At 47.3% G+C, this 16,555-nt stretch carries 19 protein-coding genes; 15 read left to right on the top strand and 4 right to left on the bottom strand.

From position 1 onward, the window contains the following. The 5 genes from QUA80_RS31110 to QUA80_RS31090 all read left to right on the top strand — a co-directional run. A partial coding sequence (locus tag QUA80_RS31110; RefSeq protein WP_333428794.1) for a hypothetical protein occupies nt 1–251 on the top strand: 251 nt, incomplete at its 5' end. Between the two features lie 517 nt (nt 252–768). Further along, nucleotides 769–1,683, top strand: coding sequence for a heme A synthase (locus QUA80_RS31105; protein WP_333428793.1), 915 nt, complete (start codon nt 769–771; stop codon nt 1,681–1,683). A gap of 211 nt (nt 1,684–1,894) precedes the next feature. Beyond that, complete coding sequence (locus tag QUA80_RS31100; RefSeq protein WP_333428795.1) at nt 1,895–2,872, top strand: heme o synthase; 978 nt, start codon at nt 1,895–1,897, stop codon at nt 2,870–2,872. Nucleotides 2,873–2,951: 79 nt separating this feature from the next. Next, entirely contained in the window at nt 2,952–3,191 is a 240-nt protein-coding gene (locus QUA80_RS31095; protein ID WP_332979695.1) for a hypothetical protein, read from the top strand. Further along, nucleotides 3,188–3,448, top strand: coding sequence for a type II toxin-antitoxin system RelE/ParE family toxin (locus tag QUA80_RS31090; RefSeq protein ID WP_333056712.1), 261 nt, complete (start codon nt 3,188–3,190; stop codon nt 3,446–3,448). Before QUA80_RS31095 ends, QUA80_RS31090 begins: the two co-directional genes overlap by 4 nt. A 140-nt stretch (nt 3,449–3,588) precedes the next feature. Here QUA80_RS31090 and QUA80_RS31085 read toward each other — a convergent pair whose 3' ends face one another. Beyond that, nucleotides 3,589–3,774, bottom strand: a complete 186-nt coding sequence (locus QUA80_RS31085; protein WP_333428792.1) for a DUF433 domain-containing protein — start codon at nt 3,772–3,774, stop codon at nt 3,589–3,591. Between the two features lie 60 nt (nt 3,775–3,834). Here QUA80_RS31085 and QUA80_RS31080 point away from each other — a divergent pair, with 60 nt between their 5' ends. From QUA80_RS31080 to QUA80_RS31070, 3 genes are read left to right on the top strand one after another with little or no spacing between them, the layout of a single operon-like run. Continuing rightward, nucleotides 3,835–4,080 (top strand): DUF433 domain-containing protein, encoded by a 246-nt coding sequence (locus tag QUA80_RS31080; RefSeq protein ID WP_333428791.1) that lies wholly within the window; start codon nt 3,835–3,837, stop codon nt 4,078–4,080. Then, nucleotides 4,064–4,309: a DUF5615 family PIN-like protein gene (locus QUA80_RS31075; protein ID WP_333428790.1), complete on the top strand. Its 246-nt coding sequence runs from the start codon at nt 4,064–4,066 to the stop codon at nt 4,307–4,309. Before QUA80_RS31080 ends, QUA80_RS31075 begins: the two co-directional genes overlap by 17 nt. A gap of 20 nt (nt 4,310–4,329) precedes the next feature. Continuing rightward, nucleotides 4,330–4,665: a Uma2 family endonuclease gene (locus QUA80_RS31070; RefSeq protein ID WP_333428789.1), complete on the top strand. Its 336-nt coding sequence runs from the start codon at nt 4,330–4,332 to the stop codon at nt 4,663–4,665. Between the two features lie 30 nt (nt 4,666–4,695). On the opposite strand, the gene QUA80_RS31065 is transcribed toward QUA80_RS31070, so the two are convergent. Further along, nucleotides 4,696–5,535: an ATP-grasp domain-containing protein gene (locus QUA80_RS31065; RefSeq protein WP_333428788.1), complete on the bottom strand. Its 840-nt coding sequence runs from the start codon at nt 5,533–5,535 to the stop codon at nt 4,696–4,698. Between the two features lie 135 nt (nt 5,536–5,670). On the opposite strand from QUA80_RS31065, the gene QUA80_RS31060 reads away from it, so the two are divergent. From QUA80_RS31060 to QUA80_RS31030, 7 genes are all read left to right on the top strand, one after another. Further along, on the top strand, nt 5,671–5,808 hold the full coding sequence (locus tag QUA80_RS31060; protein WP_333428787.1) for a hypothetical protein: 138 nt from the start codon (nt 5,671–5,673) through the stop codon (nt 5,806–5,808). A 345-nt stretch (nt 5,809–6,153) separates the two neighbouring features. Beyond that, nucleotides 6,154–6,339, top strand: coding sequence for a hypothetical protein (locus QUA80_RS31055; RefSeq protein ID WP_333428786.1), 186 nt, complete (start codon nt 6,154–6,156; stop codon nt 6,337–6,339). Between the two features lie 151 nt (nt 6,340–6,490). After that, nucleotides 6,491–6,727, top strand: coding sequence for a type II toxin-antitoxin system Phd/YefM family antitoxin (locus QUA80_RS31050; RefSeq protein WP_333428785.1), 237 nt, complete (start codon nt 6,491–6,493; stop codon nt 6,725–6,727). Beyond that, a complete protein-coding gene (locus QUA80_RS31045) occupies nt 6,724–7,053 on the top strand; it encodes a DUF5615 family PIN-like protein (protein WP_333428784.1) in 330 nt (109 codons plus the stop codon). Before QUA80_RS31050 ends, QUA80_RS31045 begins: the two co-directional genes overlap by 4 nt. Before the next feature lie 276 nt (nt 7,054–7,329). Next, nucleotides 7,330–8,277: a DUF4037 domain-containing protein gene (locus tag QUA80_RS31040; protein ID WP_333428783.1), complete on the top strand. Its 948-nt coding sequence runs from the start codon at nt 7,330–7,332 to the stop codon at nt 8,275–8,277. Nucleotides 8,278–8,727: 450 nt separating this feature from the next. Next, a complete protein-coding gene (locus tag QUA80_RS31035; RefSeq protein ID WP_333428782.1) occupies nt 8,728–9,057 on the top strand; it encodes a DUF433 domain-containing protein in 330 nt (109 codons plus the stop codon). Continuing rightward, complete coding sequence (locus QUA80_RS31030) at nt 9,054–9,404, top strand: DUF5615 family PIN-like protein (protein ID WP_333428781.1); 351 nt, start codon at nt 9,054–9,056, stop codon at nt 9,402–9,404. Before QUA80_RS31035 ends, QUA80_RS31030 begins: the two co-directional genes overlap by 4 nt. 177 nt (nt 9,405–9,581) lie before the next feature. On the opposite strand, the gene QUA80_RS31025 is transcribed toward QUA80_RS31030, so the two are convergent. Both QUA80_RS31025 and QUA80_RS31020 read right to left on the bottom strand, forming a co-directional pair. Then, nucleotides 9,582–12,455: a zinc-dependent metalloprotease gene (locus QUA80_RS31025; protein WP_445302311.1), complete on the bottom strand. Its 2,874-nt coding sequence runs from the start codon at nt 12,453–12,455 to the stop codon at nt 9,582–9,584. Nucleotides 12,456–12,893: 438 nt separating this feature from the next. Continuing rightward, on the bottom strand, nt 12,894–16,409 hold the full coding sequence (locus QUA80_RS31020; RefSeq protein ID WP_333428779.1) for a hypothetical protein: 3,516 nt from the start codon (nt 16,407–16,409) through the stop codon (nt 12,894–12,896). Between the last annotated feature and the right edge of the window lie 146 nt (nt 16,410–16,555).

The following is a 16,555-nucleotide window of genomic DNA, read 5'->3' as shown; positions in this document are numbered from 1 at the left end:
GTTACTTATTATCTCGGATGATTCACTTTTATCCCCTCCATCTGCCTATGTGCCAGTTGGGGGTGCGGAATGTGGGTCGGAGAGGCTGTGGCACTATAGCAATCCTCGCTCGCATCATTTGTGAATTTCTTACTCCCTCCCCGATGCCTTGGGGAGGGTTGGGGTGGGGTAAAAATTTTACAACTCCTGCAATAATTGCTATATATAAAACAATAATTGAGTTGGGATATTTAGGAAATTTTAGCCGATAGAAACTCGAGGCTGTGAGGCGCGGACACAGGAGTGGCTGGCTGATAGCTTGCTTAATTTGTTGACTGCCCTTTTATTTGCCGTCATACTCATACTAGCAGTAGAACAATCACCTAAATATAGTTTGTTGCGAATGATATTGTCTAGGTTTTTTTATACTGTTTAGTTTTTTGTAAACACTTTCAAGCTGCTTATATCACAATTATATAATAAATTCTTTTTCTTAATTATATCTTTATTTTTTTCTCAAGGCTCTACAGTGGGGGAGTTCTTAATAATCCACGAGCGAGGAAAGATTAAAGTTTTTTTAAGTTTGACAAAATAAAGGAAATCTTTTGTAATATAAAGAAGAAAGTTAAAAAATCTCTAAAGACAAACTAATTGGATAAAAGTGTAGCTAAGGTAGTAAAAATGACGGTTTGTCAGAGAAAAAGAGTGTTAAGCTCGGCTAAGCTCAGCCAAAGCAAAACCTCAATATTTAATTAAGTTCGATCGACAACAAAGGCTAAGGTAAATTTCATGGCAAACTCAGTTTTAAATCAGCCAAACGCAGCAGCAGGAGTGCAGTGGCAGCCAAAAGATATTATCCGCAGCCTAGTGTGGAAAATTGCGATCGCAACCTGGCTGCTAATGGCTGTAGGCAGCGCCACGCGAGTCATGAATGCGGGGCTCGCTTGCCCCGACTGGCCGCTGTGCTACGGTCAATTAATACCCGCAGCGCAAATGAATTTGCAGGTATTTCTGGAATGGTTTCACCGTTTGGACGCAGCAGCGATCGGCTTAAGCGCGATCGCACTTTTAGGACTATCTTTGTTTTACCGCAGCCGCCTGCCAAAATGGCTGCCGATTGCGAGCGCCGGGGCAGTATTTTTAATAGTTTTTCAGGGCGTATTGGGCGGCTTGACAGTAACGCAACTGCTGAGATTTGACATCGTTACCGCTCACTTAGGAACAGCTTTACTGTTTTTTGGCGCGCTGCTAGTCATCGGTTTCATGCTGACTCCCTACGAAGCTACAGGCAATACGGGCAAATTAGCTTGGGTAAGTTCGATCGCAGCATTGTTAGTTTACCTGCAAAGTTTGCTAGGAGCATTAGTAGGCTCTAGATGGGCACTTCACCAATGTTTGGACTCCTCACAATTGTGCTCGGTAATGAACAGCCACATCGCCGGCATAGTACCAGCTACAGCAGCAACTTTAGCACTAACCATCATGGCTTGGCGGCAGCCTGCACTGAGTCCAAACTTGCGAAAACTGGCTAATTGGGCGAGTGTTTGCCTAATTGCTCAATTAGTTCTGGGATTGGCAACTTTCCGGCTGCACCTTCAGGTAGAACCGCTGACTGTCGCCCACCAAGCAGTCGGTGCTGCTTTGCTGGGCACCTTGGTTGCTTTTAGCGTTTTAGCTTGGCGCGATCGAGTTTTATCAGCTTGAGAGATAAGACTAAAGCCAAGTAGGGTGCGTCAGACATTGATTATTTCGACTTCAACAGGTTTTTCTGTTCTGACGCACCCGACATCTTGAGAGTAAGATGGGGCGGGTTTATTAATCCTTGTAGCTACAGCAAATATTTCTCGTAAAACCCGCACCTACAACCTAATGACTAATGACGAATTCGCAAATAATTACTAACAGCTTACAACCGATGCAAGAAATCCTTACTAACGAGAGGCCCCGCCTCCACGAAAACTTTTCGCAAGTCGTGAAAAGTTACTATCAACTAACAAAACCCAGAATTATTTTACTGCTGCTAATTACTACCTCAGCAGGAATGTGGATGGCGGCTAAAGGAGAAGTAGACCCGCTATTGCTGGTATCAACTATTACTGGAGGTGCTTTAGCTTCCGCGTCGGCGAATACGATTAATTGTGTCTACGACAGCGACATCGATTATATTATGGAGCGCACCCGGTGGCGGCCGATTCCTTCGGGGCGTGTCAAGAAGCGGGATGCTTTGATATTTGCGATCGCCCTAGCTACAATATCCTTTACATTGCTCGCAGTTGTTGCCAACTTATTAGCCGCATTGCTAGCAATGTCAGGCATCGTTTTCTACGTCCTAATTTACACCCACTGGCTGAAGCGCCACAGCGTGCAAAACATCGTTATCGGCGGTGCAGCAGGGGCGATTCCCCCGCTAGTTGGGTGGGCTGCGGTGACGGGAGATTTGAGTTGGGGTGCGTGGCTGCTGTTTGGGATTATATTCCTGTGGACACCGCCGCATTTTTGGGCGTTAGCAATGATGATTCGCGATGAATACAAGGAAGTTGGCGTCCCGATGTTGCCGGTAATTGAGGGCGACGAAGCCACAGCCCGCCAAATTTGGATTTACACGCTATTGATGATTCCTGCAACTTTGCTGCTAGTTTATCCCCTGCATTTAGCGGGCGCGGTGTATGCGGGAACAGCTATTTTCCTCGGTGCTATTTTTGCCCAAAAAGCTTGGTGGCTGTTGCAGACTCCAGAGGATAAGATTGTGGCGCGATCGCTCTTCAAATACTCTATTCTGTACCTGATGCTCTTGTGCGCCGGAATAGTGGTTGACAGTTTGCCTGCGACTCATAATTTGACTGCTGCTGTTGTACAAAATGTGCAAACTTTGATTAGTGCGGTTGTGATGTAGTCTGCTTTTAGAACCCCGGCTTCTTGAAGAAGTCGGGGCTCTCGGTATATTGTAAAATTTAAAGTGGAGGAAAGTTCTGATGGCTGAGAATACTGTGAAAGTAGACATCTCATTTCAATCACTGCTGGAAGCTATTTCGTCACTGGGAATTGCTGAAAGATACAAGATATGGGAATTTTTGGAAGCTGAATTATTCCCGAATGAGGACGATTCTCCAGAAGACATTGCCGAAATTGAAGCGGCCCGTGCTGATTACAAAGCTGGAGATTACACAACTTTCGATCGATATATGGCACAACGGGCAAATAAATCGACATGACTTACACTATCCTTACCCCTAAAGCTGTACAAAAGCAGCTAGATGCCCTGCCCAATGATGTCTACGATCGTATCGCTGTCAAGATTTTGCAACTTGCCGAAAACCCGCGCCCAGATGGGGTGGTTAAGCTCAAAGGTGCTGATAATGAGTACCGTATTCGGATCGGTGACTATCGCGTTCGTTATGAAATCGGCGATGAAGAACTAATCATTCTCCTATTACAATGCAAACATCGGAAAGATGTTTATAAAGCATGATGTTTCTTCATCTATTATCTCATTCATGCTTCTTTACCAAAGTTGCTGTGCAAAGCTTCAAGACGCTTGGCTTCTGCTGCTTGATTAATCAAATCAGTTTCAATTTCTGCGGTGTTGGCATGATAGTAGGTGAGTGCGGCTTAGACTTCGGCGAGGGTGAGATGTCCGATGCGATCGCAAATCTCTTCAGCATTCAATCCTCGCTTGTACCAGGTTACGATCCGGCGCACCGTAACGCCTTTACCGACGATGTGGGGACATCCACCATGCAGTCCGGGAGTGCGTGTAACCAGCGTACCAATGTCAATAGATATTGCTGCGGTCATAAATTTTAGAATTTTAACTATGCTGATAATAGATAAAAACCCTATAGAGGCGCACTGGTGATGGACTGGAAAGCACACATTCACTCAAATCCTAAAATTCTGCTTGGCAAGCCTGTAATTAAGGGGACACGAATATCAGTGGAGTTCGTTCTAGGGCTATTTTCAGAAGGTTGGACGCAGCAACAAATTCTAGAAAATTACCCAACGCTTAATGCTGAATCTCTACAAGCTGTGTTTGCTTTCGCGGCGGAGTGCCTCAAAGAAGACGTATTTTACACGCCTTTACTGTTTGCTGAGGCAAGTTAATGCGGATGAGGAACGGGTGATTTTGACGTTCGATCGCGCTTACGACGAACTCATTTATCGCTTGCGGCTGCGATCGCCAAGAGGTGTCATTTATTTGCGGTTTCGTCCTCACACGCCGGAAGAACCAGCATCAATATTGTTAAATTTATTACAGACCAAAGGATTGCAATTTGAGGAACGGTTTACGGTGGTGGAGGGCGATCGAATTCGTCAACACCCCCTACCGTAGTTATTGCCGGAAGCAAGTAGTTGTGGGGATTGAGGCAGGCTTTGGGTGACGATCGCTATGTGAAGCGCTATCCCCAGTTGATTGCTGAGGTGCTGTCACCTTCGACGGAAAAGTTTGATCGGGGTGATAAATTTGAGGATTATCGACAGTTGGAATCGTTAGAAGAGTATGTTTTAATCGCGCACGATCGGATGTGGGTGGAGTGTCGCCGTCGGGTGAAAGATGCGAGTGGGGAACGTTGGGAAACGGTGGTTTATGGTGCGGGCGAACGAGTGATGTTAGAGAGTATTGAGCTGGAAGTGGCGATCGAGGAATTATATCGCGGTGTGAGTTTCGATCGATTGAGCAACGGGTAATTTTGACGTTCGATCGCAAGGTTCCAAATATTATATCCCTTGCTGCTTCTGGACCCACCGCTTCCAGGCCGCCTCTGATGCTTCTCTCACAACTAAGCTCAAATCACACAGATACAAGGCTGAACACGATAGAAAATTAATCTCTAGAACGTAAGCCAAATTACCAGAACAACAGATATCTAGAACCCAAATTGGGTCAGGCTGCCATTGTTGTTGCGCCACCGCTTCGGCTACTTGTCGCACAATCTCAGGCATTCCGGATTGATAGTAAGGTTTCTCAATCTGCCGATATTGAGAAGCACACAAGATTTGCCCTTGGGCAATAATCACTCGCCATTCTGCTTCAATTGACTGTTCCGGTGCAACCACCACCAAAATGTTCGGGTCTTCGAGGTAATGGCGTTTCATAAAACTGTCTAAGTCCGTCACTTCTCTAGGACAATACAGACTACCTGCAAAAGGTTTAAGTGGACTGTTGGGACGGATAAACAAACGTTTGCTCTTCTCAAGATTGAAAAGTAATTTAGGCTTTTCAACCACAGAGGAAGACAACTCTGATAGTGGCAAAATATAACCCCCTGCATTCAACAGCCAAGGTTTAAGATGAGGATAATAGGCTGTGCAATGATAATGTTCAATAGTCCCGATAATTCCTGGTGTCCAAGACAAATCCCAACTGAGAATCTGTTCAGCTATATAGAGTGACCCATAGAAGATGACACACTCTGTTTGGAGAAAGAAGCGTTGATAGTCTGTTATGCCTCTGGTATAGTCAACAATCTTAACATTGTGTCCTTGCTTGCGAATCTCCGTTGCAAGTGGAGCCATAGAGCAGCCAAATACACCATCTTCTAGAATCCAGCTAACCATCTAGCTACCCCCGCCCAAGTCATATGGCAGATCAATTTATTATTGTAGCGCAAATTTCGACTAAAAACCAGGAGCGATCGCCGACACCAGTTTTGTTATCATTAAAATCAATGGCTGGAAAAGGAAGTTTAGACTTTGTTTACCCTCGTCTTACCCGAAAAAATTCAATTGCCTGCCGGTTCTCTAGTGCGCTTACCTGCAACCTGGCAAGATTATCAGAATTTGTACGATCGCCGAGGAAACGCCTCTATTTCGCCTATTAATGAAAGGTGAATGCCATGCAAGCCAAACTTCAAGAACAACTTTCTCTTGCTGATGCCGAAGTCATTTTGAGACGCTTGCCAGAACGAATTTAAGCGGCTTCGATCGCGCGTGTTGCGGAAATTGAATATCCGATCGCAGCGGCGATCGCCATTTCGATCGCTAATTTTCTCGACACAGAAGCATGAGGTTTCGTAGATTGCAAACCAGGACGCGGGCAGTAAAACCGAGAAGAGGTGTCAAAGTTTACAATATACTTCGTTAACGCACCCTAGAACAGAAGCGATCTATCTATCTACCTCACGTTAAGCTAGAAACAGACAACAGAGAGCCAACCTACGCAAAAGGTTAATATCAATGGTTGCGATCGCCCAAAAAACCCTTTCCTTCGAGGAATTTCTCAACTGGGATGACGACTCCGGCAGGTCATTTGAGCTAGTCAATGGAGTTGCCATGCCCTTGAGTGAACCCACAGCCAAACATGAGGATATCGTCGATGGTTTATGCCCTCTATTGGTAGATCGTTGCCAATCCTTAAGCTGATGGCAGCTAAGGCTGCAAGATAGCAGGTGCGATCTTGAATATTCGCTACCAAGCTGATTCGGCAGGGAATTCTAAACACGCTTTGCATCAGATATTTTTAAGTTATCCTGAGAGCGATCGCCATCCTATCTTTATCGGCTAAGCCATTTTTATGTTGAATGTGACATTAGACGAAATTCAGCGCGATCCTTCAAAGTATCTGCGCCGAGTAGAAGCCGGTGAAACTTTTATCATCCTACAAGCAGATCGGTCTAGCGCTGAACTCAGACCCATTCCTAGCAGTAAGAAATTGCGACCATTTGGTTTGTGTGCAGGCGAGTTTACTGTTCCAGATGATTTCGATGCTCCTTTACCCGAAAATATGCTCAGTGCATTCGAGGGTAAATGAAGATTCTGCTAGATACCCACATCTTTTTGTGGTTTATTTTATTCAAGGAAATAGCGGTGTTATACAGACAAGCTGTCTGTTTGCTGAGGCAAGTTAATGCGGATGAGGAACGGGTGATTTTGACGTTCGATCGCGCTTACGACGAACTCATTTATCGCTTGCGGCTGCGATCGCCAAGAGGTGTCATTTATTTGCGGTTTCGTCCTCACACGCCGGAAGAACCAGCATCAATATTGTTAAATTTATTACAGACCGAAGAATTGCAATTTCAGGAACGGTTTAGGGTGGTGGAGGGCGATCGAATTCGTCAACGTCCGCTACGGTAGTTTTTGCCGGAAGCAAGTAGTTGTGTCGATTGAGGCAGGCTTTGGGTGACGATCTTTCAGAGTATTGAGCTTGAAGTTGCGATCGCAGAATTATATCGCCGTGTGAATTTCGAGCGATAAATGAAGTAAACTATAGAAAAAGATTTCAGACAATTTTAACCAATGCCAGCATCCGTTGCTTCTCTGTTTGATAGAATCACAGTGAATCCAAGACAATAACTGCGATACAATTATCAGTTAGCCTGCTGCGCACTGCACTATTTCAGCGGAGAAAATATGACTCTCAACATGACTGAACATAGCATATGGCGGATTTCTTTGGCTCACAAAATCGCTCCTGCTTTGATTGCTAACTCCACCAAAGTTGCAGCGTGTTTTGTATTTGGCTCTGCAGCATTAGGTATTTCAGATCAGTATTCTGACCTTGAATTAGGCTTTATCTGGTCAGAACTACCGTCCGCCGAAGATTTACAAGCCACAGCACAAAGGGTAGGTGTCCAAGGGCGGGAAATTCAGCCGTATGGGGAAGCAAAACAGGGATGGTTTGAGCAATTCTACTTATACGGCATGAAAGTCGAAGCAAATCATTTGGCGCGAGATACGATGGACAACTTCATTATGGATGTGATTGAGCGTTACGATGTGTCGCAAAACGGGCTTGTGTTTGAGAAGCAAGCCATAGCCTCTCATATTCTACGCGGCGTTGTTCTTTACGGCGAGGATATTATCAAAAATTGGCAAACTCAGCTTTCTCCTTATCCTGAAGAACTTGCTATTGCGATGATTCAAAAGCATATGAATTTCCGCCCGTTCGATGGTCAACAAGTTCTGACCGAACGCCTTGAGATTCCGATGCTGTATGAAAACAGGTGCACCATTGTGCGAAAGCTTCTCAACTTGCTGTTCGGGCTAAACCGCATCTATCATCCAGGTTTCAAGTGGACAAGTTACTGGGTTGAAGCAATGACCATCAAACCGCCTGAGTTTTTTGCGCGTTTGGAGCGTGTTTTTCAATATGATGCCGCAAGCGGAACTCATGAGTTGCGACAACTCTCGGAGGAAACGTTCGACCTTGTAGAGCAGCACTTGCCGCAAGTTGACCTCAAGCAGCAGCGTGAAACGTTCAACCGGCTTAATCCAAAGTGGAAGTTGCCTGTCGGAGACGAATACCATTTCTCTAAAATCGTGCAACACTCTTCGACCCCCCCTAGCCCCCCCTTGTAAAGGGGGGGGACAAGAACACTGTTGCATTCTTTTTTAAAAGCAGACTAACAATCCGCTTGCACCTGACCGTTTAGAGGTTATCTGCGGCGGGTGATGGGCAACTTTAGACCGCTAAATCTGATTTGGGTAGTGGCTTGAATGTATAGCCTTTTTCAGATAGATGAGGTACAAGTTTAGATTTTAAATTTTAGATTTTAGATTTTAGATTGGGGGATTGAGGAATTGTTAATTAATTAGTAAATACCTCATCTTATTGTTAGTTGACGAACTGTACGAGCAATTGGGATACAATTATTGGATCGATTACGATAGCAATCCACCATCCCCTTGGTTAAAGTCAGAGATAACAGAGGTTTTGTCAATCGATCGGCGATCGCTCTCTTAGTTTTTCAAGGCTTGTGGCGCTCGAATCCGTGTACAATAAGAAGTAGTTAGAGTCTAAAAAAAATTATGGCAGTTGTAGCAGTTAAAACTTACATAGAATATCGGAATGATGCCTATTGGGTTAAAGGAACTCGGATTTCTCTTGACTCGATCGCCTATGCTTTCCAACAAGGATTATCGCCCGAAAGTATTGTTCAGTCTTTCCCACTACTGACACTGGAACAGGTTTATGGCGCGATCGCCTTTTATCTAGCCAACCGCGCTGAAATCGACGCTTACCTAGCCACCGAAGAAGCCGCATTTGATGCCATGCCTCAACCCCTACAAACCAGCGATCCAGCTTTGTACAACAAACTGATGGTAGCTAAGGCAGCAAGACAGCAGGTGCGATCTTGAATATTCGCTACCAAGCTGATGCTGACTTAAATCAGGCGATCGTCACAGGATTACTGCGACGAGAATCTACAATCGACTTTCAAACTGCCTTTGCTGCTGGGTTAGAAGGCGTTAAAGATTCCGACGTGCTGGCAATTGCAGCACAGCAAAGACGTGTTCTCGTCAGCCACGATCGCAAAACAATGCTCTCCGAATTTGCTGAGTTCATCACTACGAATCAGAGTGCTGGAGTCATTATTGTTTCCCGAAAAATTCCGATGGAAGTTGTCATCGAAGAACTGCTGGTGATTTGGGCTGCATCTAGTGCAGAGGAATGGGTCGATCGTATTGCCAAGCTACCCCTCTGATGGAAACTAAAATGGATATTGCGCGAAAACCTGGTTCTTCCAGCACTTACGCAAAAACCCGGTTTCTTTATTTAATTATTTTAAGTTGACTGAGATTCTTAGAAACCGGGTTTTTTACCGAATCTGCGGGCGGCAACGAAATATCTTCCTCAAAAACCCGGTTTCTGAACCCCCAAATTAATTCGACTGAATTTGCGAATTCAAAACTTTAGAAATTCGATCGCGCGTTTCCTCCAAATGAGCCCGCGTATAAGCATCAGTATTCCGATCCAAATTCCGAATACTCTTGCTCAAACCCTCCCGCAACTGCCGCAATTCGTACCAAGCCAAACTCCGCGCATCCTCTGGAACACTGGTTTTTCGCAGCACCATTCCGATCAAAATCGCCAAATGTTCCCGCTGCAAAGAACGCCGAAAAGTTGAAATTTGCATCTTCTTGTCCGCCTGCAAAACCTCTTTCCATATATCCTTTTGCACAGTATCCAACACTTCCGGCAACTTCAAAGCAGTTTCCGGCGCCGATTTTAACTCCGCATCCCGCAGCCTCGCCAGCCGCGTCGGAGATAGCAAAACCCGCAATACAAACCGCTGCAAAAAAGTAATTCGATCGCCGATCGGGTAATCTAGAGGAAACACCAAAGCCGGACTTCCCCAGTGTTCCCAGCGCGAAGGCGCCAATTTGTTGAGCAATTCCGGCGCAAAACTAAACGCATCCGGGGCAAAAACGTACTTCTCTAATGTTGCTAAAGCTTCTCGCTGCTGAGAAAGTTCGATCGGCACAAACGGCAACTTTGCATTAGTATCTCCAGGGCGAATCCGATTAAACGACTGTCCGCCCACATACAAAGTCGCATTCATCACCTGGTTGACATAATACCCGAACACCGAATCAAACATCACCCGCAGTTCGTTATAACCCTCTTCCCCAACCGGAATTCGCTTTTCCAAACGCTTCCACATCGTCCTGGCATTATCCAATTGCCATTGCGAATACCTCAGCATATTAGCGCTGAGATCGAAGGTATTCGCAGCGGGATCGAGAATGTCAACAGCATCCTCATCCGGCGCGTAAGCTAATTGGGGTTCCGCAGCGCGGCTGGCAATTTGTTGCAGCGCTGGTAAGTCGCTGTTCGGGTCCCGGCCGCCAATCACCTTGTAACCGTACTCGATCGCCCAATCGTCATAAGGCCCTACAATCGTTGGAAAATAGTCGCCCTGCACAGTTCCGGCAGGTGCCAAATTAATCGGCACATAATCCATCACCGAGGCGATCATACCTTGCGTGCGAGTTACCTGAGTATTGTTCAAATCCTCCGGTTGCAGCATCGTACTCCCGTGAAAATTGTGCCTCAAACCCAGAGTGTGACCGACTTCGTGCGCCGTCAAAGATCTAATATATTGATTAACATAATTGTCAATTGTCGGAGTGCTAGGCGCTTTATTTTCCAACAGATCCATCGACATTGCCCCGATCGCAAACTGTCGGCTGGATTCCAACCCAAAACACATATCCGAACTCGACATCAACCGCGATAAAGGCGATCGTTTTTGCTGCTGGTATCTTTCTACCAAAGTCGGCAAATCCTCAGCAATTCCACCTCGATCGTTTTCCCCGCTGGTTTTTCCTAAATCCCCATTTTCTAGCACATTCAAATAGCGAGAATACATCCCGAACTGACAGGGATTGGTATTAGAACCGTTTCGCCCTTCAAAACTCTTAGATACCGAGCGATTTTGTTCTACCAAAGACCGATAGCCCTGTTTGATTTGCCGTACAACATTGGCATCCAACAGAATGTCAGCATCCAAAATTTCTCCGGTCAGCGGGTTAGTGCGAGAGGGCCCGAGGCCGGCAAACTCAGGCTCAAAAGAACTCGACCAGCGAATAGTGTTGTAGCGAACGTCAGCCGGGTCCCATTTAGCATTGTCCGGCATTTGTTTGACCTGAATTGCCTCAGTAAAACCTGCCTTTTCAAAAGCTTTGTTCCACTCCAAAACTCCCTCCCGAATAGCGTTTCGGTATTCCAGAGGCACATTATTTTCTATCCAAAAGACGATCGGCTGCACCGGAGGCGACATCGGGGCTGTCGGGTTTTGCTTTTGCAAATTCCAGCGATTGATATAGCGCACAAAAGGCTCCCGGCTGCTCTTGTCAGAAAAGTCTTTATATGCTGTGAGAAAATAGCCCACTCGCTCATCGGCAAGTCTGGGGCGGTAGCCGTTATTTAGCGGCACTTCCGAGAAACTGTAGTGAATGCGAAGGTTAAAAGCCCGACTGTCAGGAATCGATGGTAAATAGTTAACTTCACTGTCATTATCGCTAGAAAAACCGTAAATAGAAGCAATTTCTACATTGAGCGGAAACGCTTTAACATCTTTAAAAGAAGACTTGTCTTCATCGATAGAGTAAGAAGCGCCCAAAATCAGCGGTAAAATCGCTTTTAACCCTGGTAAGTCGCGCTTTTCACTCATCAGCAAATCCCCTAAATCTATCAACAGAGTTTGTCGTTGCGGATGAATGCTTTTGAGCGGCAAAGAATATAGAATTGAGTCGCTAAAAGCCCTTTCCACCGAACCAGTTTGCGGGTCGCCCGGACTGGTACGAAAATTGATATTTGGGATCGCAAACTGCACCTTATTTTGGACTCGGCGCAGTTGAAACAAGAAATCGCCGAGCGGCAATCCGCTAAAAATGCCTCCTTCCCCCAAACCCGAAGCCAGTGTCACGAAACACAGAAACTTTTTATTTAGTTGTTGCTGTGTAATTTCCAGATAAACTTTATTAGTTGCTCGATCGCGGTAAAGGGTAAATAGTCCCTCTAACTTTTGCGCGTCTTTGACAACCTGTTCAAAGGGTGCCAGAGTTTGCTGTTCGCTATTTTGTTCGTTGCTGGGCGGCCCAGATGATAAAGCAAAAGGTAAAAATAAACCTTTATACAAACTGAAACAAAAAAATACTAAAGATAATATAAAAAATATCAAAGGCAGATTTTTTCTGGCACTTTTTATCTGTGTATTTTTACTATTTTCAGGAAATATCAATTTTTTCATTTTCAGTATCCAGCCGCAGGAAAGAATATTTTTGAGATAGCCGCGTCGCACTTGCAACGCTGGGATAGTTCCAATGAGAGCTTTTACAGGAGTGTTGGTTGTGGGATATCCAAACGACAGATAAGCTGTCGGGGATCTAAGTTATATTTTTGGGTCGGGACACCACCCGACAAGAATTTCATCAAACTGAACAGTCATAAAGACTCCGCTGAGGAACCGTAAAATTATGTTAGATGCCCCCTGGGTTTATAGACTTTGCTGTGCGGGATGACATCGCACTCCTAAACAACGCTTTGTACAAAATCGGGACGATCCCGCAACGCTTTGCTTTGCATGAGTTGTGAGTTAAATCAGAATCATAGATAGTCCTGAACCCTGCCCTACAAGCAGATTTAAATCATTTAACTTCTAAAATAACTCAAAACTCAAAAGTCAAAACTATTTTTTCGCCGGCCAGGGAATCATCGGATCTTGAGCCAACCGCTTAGAAACTGCAACAGCACCGTAACGGTTGAGGTGGCTGGGGTCGGAAAAAGATTCCCGCGCCTGGGGCCACAATAAACTCTTATCTAGGAAAATTAGTCCGCTTTGAGCTGCTAATTCTTGCATATATTGCCGGAATTCTTGTTCGTAACCAGTCCGCACCGGGTCTAAATAATCTTCAGTCAGAGGCATATTCACAAAAACGAGATTGATGTTGCGAACCTTGGTAAACTCGATCAGATTTTTGAGTGCTACAGCTTGTTCGCCTATCAATTTAAAATCTTGATAGTCGGAGTCGTAGTAGCCAGATACTTTCGGGTGATTCTGAAAGTAAGTATCGGGATTGAAGCGTATATCGATCGGCAAAAAGCCGTTTGGTTGAAACTCGCTGGGTTCTTTACCCCCAGCAATTGGCTGGGCGTTTTCAGTTGTTTGTTGGCCCAGGACTCCGGTTTGGGCACTGTCGGTTGCAACAGGGGCTGATGGATTCGCGAGCGATCGCAAAAACCCTTTGAGCCGATCGCGCTTTTTGTAAATTGCAGAACCCTCCACCAACTTTTGACTCACCAATTGCTGAACGTTAGCTTGAGTTTGTCCCAAATTGTGTACCAATTCAGTGGCAGTCGCCACCGGATTTTTTGCACTCGGATTCGATTCTTGGGCATCTAATTGATTGGTGCGGATCAGAAAACTACCCCGGGACAATTGCCTGTAACCTTCCGAAGAAGCGATCGCGCTAAAAGTCAAATCCGGCCGCCCGCTGTTGAGAGCCCTCGCCCCGTCAGCCAACACCAGCAATTTTGGCAGTTGCTGCGGCGGCAAAATCCGGCGGACGATCGAATCTACAACCTGGAGAGTAGCTCCATTCACCCCAAAATTGTAAGCCCTCAGCCCCGGATAGCCCGAAGCTGCCAAAGCCGTTTCCAAAACCGCCGGGTCGATACCCCGCAGCGCCCTCGAACTGCCGACAATTAAAATATCCGGCGGTTTTTTGTGCAGGTGAATGTACTCTTGATAGCGCGCTATCTGATCGTCAAGCTGCTCGCTCCTCAAAGTGGGGAACACCGGAGGTGCAGAAACATCAGCTACAGGAAGGCTAGTATTTCCCGGTTTGGTAAAGCCAGAGCCGTTGAACACCTCTTCCCGGTTCGCTTCCGGCGACGGCTGCAGCGGAGTTTGAGGCAAATTGGCTTCCTCCCCAGCAGGGGGAACGGGGTTCGGGGTTTCGTTCGGAAGTCGGGCTGTAACGTCGCCTAAAGCCTTGGGGGATGAATTTTGACAATTTGGGCCGCTGCAAACTTCGGAGGCGCTAGGAGCTTGACTGACCGCCGCAGATTGCAGAAATCGACCTAGGAGCCAATCGGTATTTAAAGTCAGCAGACAGCCGGCGATCGCCCAAATCAAAGCCATTCCCGCAGCGCGATCGGCTCTCACGCCACCGGGGGCAGCAGTATTCGTTGACAAACCGTCGTTGGGAACAAACAAACCCGAAGCGACAAGCGGTTGCACCGCAGCTTGAACTAACTGCTCGCCCAGATTGTATCCGGGGAGTCGGATTTTGAAGCGGGGCCGCCAGGAGTTGAGCACCTGCTCATCAAGCTTCTCCCCCAAACCCGAAAAACTCCCCTCCTCGGCCGGCGCAAACTCCGGCATCGGTTCCTTTTCCAAGACAGCCAGCGGCGAAGCAGCCGGTGCGGGTGCCGGCGCCGATTCCCCGTCAACCGCCGTTGGGAGGTCAATTGCGTAGCGCCACAGGGGCAGTTTCTGACCGGCGCGCCGCCCGTAGACTCGCACTCCTGCCACTCCGGGAATTTGTAAGTGCCGCAAAAATTTCGCCACCGGCGGGCCTACCTTCGATTGAGAAGGGCAAGCCAGAGCTTCCGTCATGACGTGCAGCACGTCGGCTTTGTGCAGCACGACAGCCCGAATCCCTCCTGTTTCCAGCTTGCGTCTGAGATTCGGGTTGAGCAACCTGTTCAATAAAAAAGTCAGAGCCAATTGGTCGCCCTCGGCTGCCAGCGTTCTAGCGCTCGGAGCTAAGTCGGGGTGGTGGGCGGCAGGCAAGTCCACCCAGTCAATCCACACAGGCGACTCTGGCTCCGCCTGAGAGTCCCTGGCTGGTTCTACGCCGTAGATAGTAGCTGCGCGGATGCCTTGGGGCGCGAAGGAGGCTAACAATGGGGCGATCGCGTCGGTAGTTTGCCGCTTGTCGGGATATTCTTGCCGTTTAGGCTTTTGTCCTTTTTTAGCAGTTTTGCTGCAGAACAGGTGGAGGGTTGCTTCTTTGAGGGTGGCTCGCACTTCGACTCTCGATGCTGCCAAGTGTTGGTTGAGCAGTTTGGCGATCGACTGTACGTCTCCCCACCTCGCCCATTCCTTGAGAATTGTGTCCGGCGAAGTCAAATCCACCCGCAGCAGCCAGTCTGGCTTCGCTTCGCCGCTGACTTGGCTGCCGATCACTGCTTCCCGGAAATCCTCTAGTTGAAGTTTCCGCAGCCTGCCGGCGATGGGTTCTGCCAGCAATGAGGGGTCGGGGCTGTAAGCTGACTCGCACAGCACCAGCAGCCGGCGTTCCTTGGGCTTGATATTTTCCTGCCCCCTAACGGGCAGGGTTTCTCGGCTGCTTTTGAGTTCTTTTTCGCGAATGCTTACTTTCACCGAAACTCCCATCGGCCCGAGGATTTCGCTGAGATAGCTGGCGATCGCATCTGGATAGCCCCGGCGCGCCAAAGTTTCTGGCGAAACCGTCAATGTTCCACCGCCATCGCCCTCGCCGGAGTCGGCTTCGGGGGATTGAATCAAAGCCACTGCGCCGCGGTTCGCTTTCTGCTGCGGGGGAACGGTGGAACTAAAAGCTTCCCGCGCCGCAGCAGCCGAAGTGTCGATCGTCACGGGGGAAGTTTCAAAAACTTCTGGGTATTGAACGCGGGAAGCAATCGGCAGACTTTCGGCGTCAAAATCCAGTTCTTCTCGTACTGGCGGCGGGGGGGCTGCTGTTTCTATCCGTTGTGGTGTCTGTTTGAGTTTCTGGTTGTTGTTCTTAAATTTGCCGAAAAATCCGCCTCTTTTAGGGCTTGCTGGCGGTTCGTCGGGGGAACTCGCTGGCGGCGGCACTTCGGCAACTTTTGGTTCCGGTTGCTGTGGCTGTGGCTGTCGCTTGGGACTGCTGCAATCGAGTCTGACTGTCCAGTCATTTTGTCGGGAACCGATTTTGCGGCCGCACAGAAACAACTGGTAAATTTTAGGTCGATCGGGCAGCAGTCGCGTTAAATCAGTTTGTTCGAGGGCGTTGGTAAATCTCGCCGTCACCAATTCTTGAGACGGACACTGCGCTGCTTCGCACAAAACGTGCAGGTGATTTCCCCGCAAACGCGCTTGTACTTGAACTTCGGGAAGCCCTAAAGCTTCTTGCGCCCACTGCGACGCGGCCGATCGATTGTCTGCCAATATGCTCCCGTTCGCATTCAACATGGGACTTTAAATTTCGTCAAGGCTGCTTTCGTCTTCTACAGATAGCACATTTCGTCCGTATTTTGGCATATATAGCAATCCTAAATCAGAATCAATATTATGATACAATTATATGCAATACTCGATCGTAAAAAAAAATGAATAAC

The sequence above is a fragment of the Microcoleus sp. F4-D5 genome (genome assembly GCF_036704885.1).
In the GTDB taxonomy this organism is placed as follows: Bacteria; Cyanobacteriota; Cyanobacteriia; order Cyanobacteriales; family Microcoleaceae; genus Microcoleus.
This window is presented reverse-complemented; position numbering and strand designations above follow the sequence as displayed.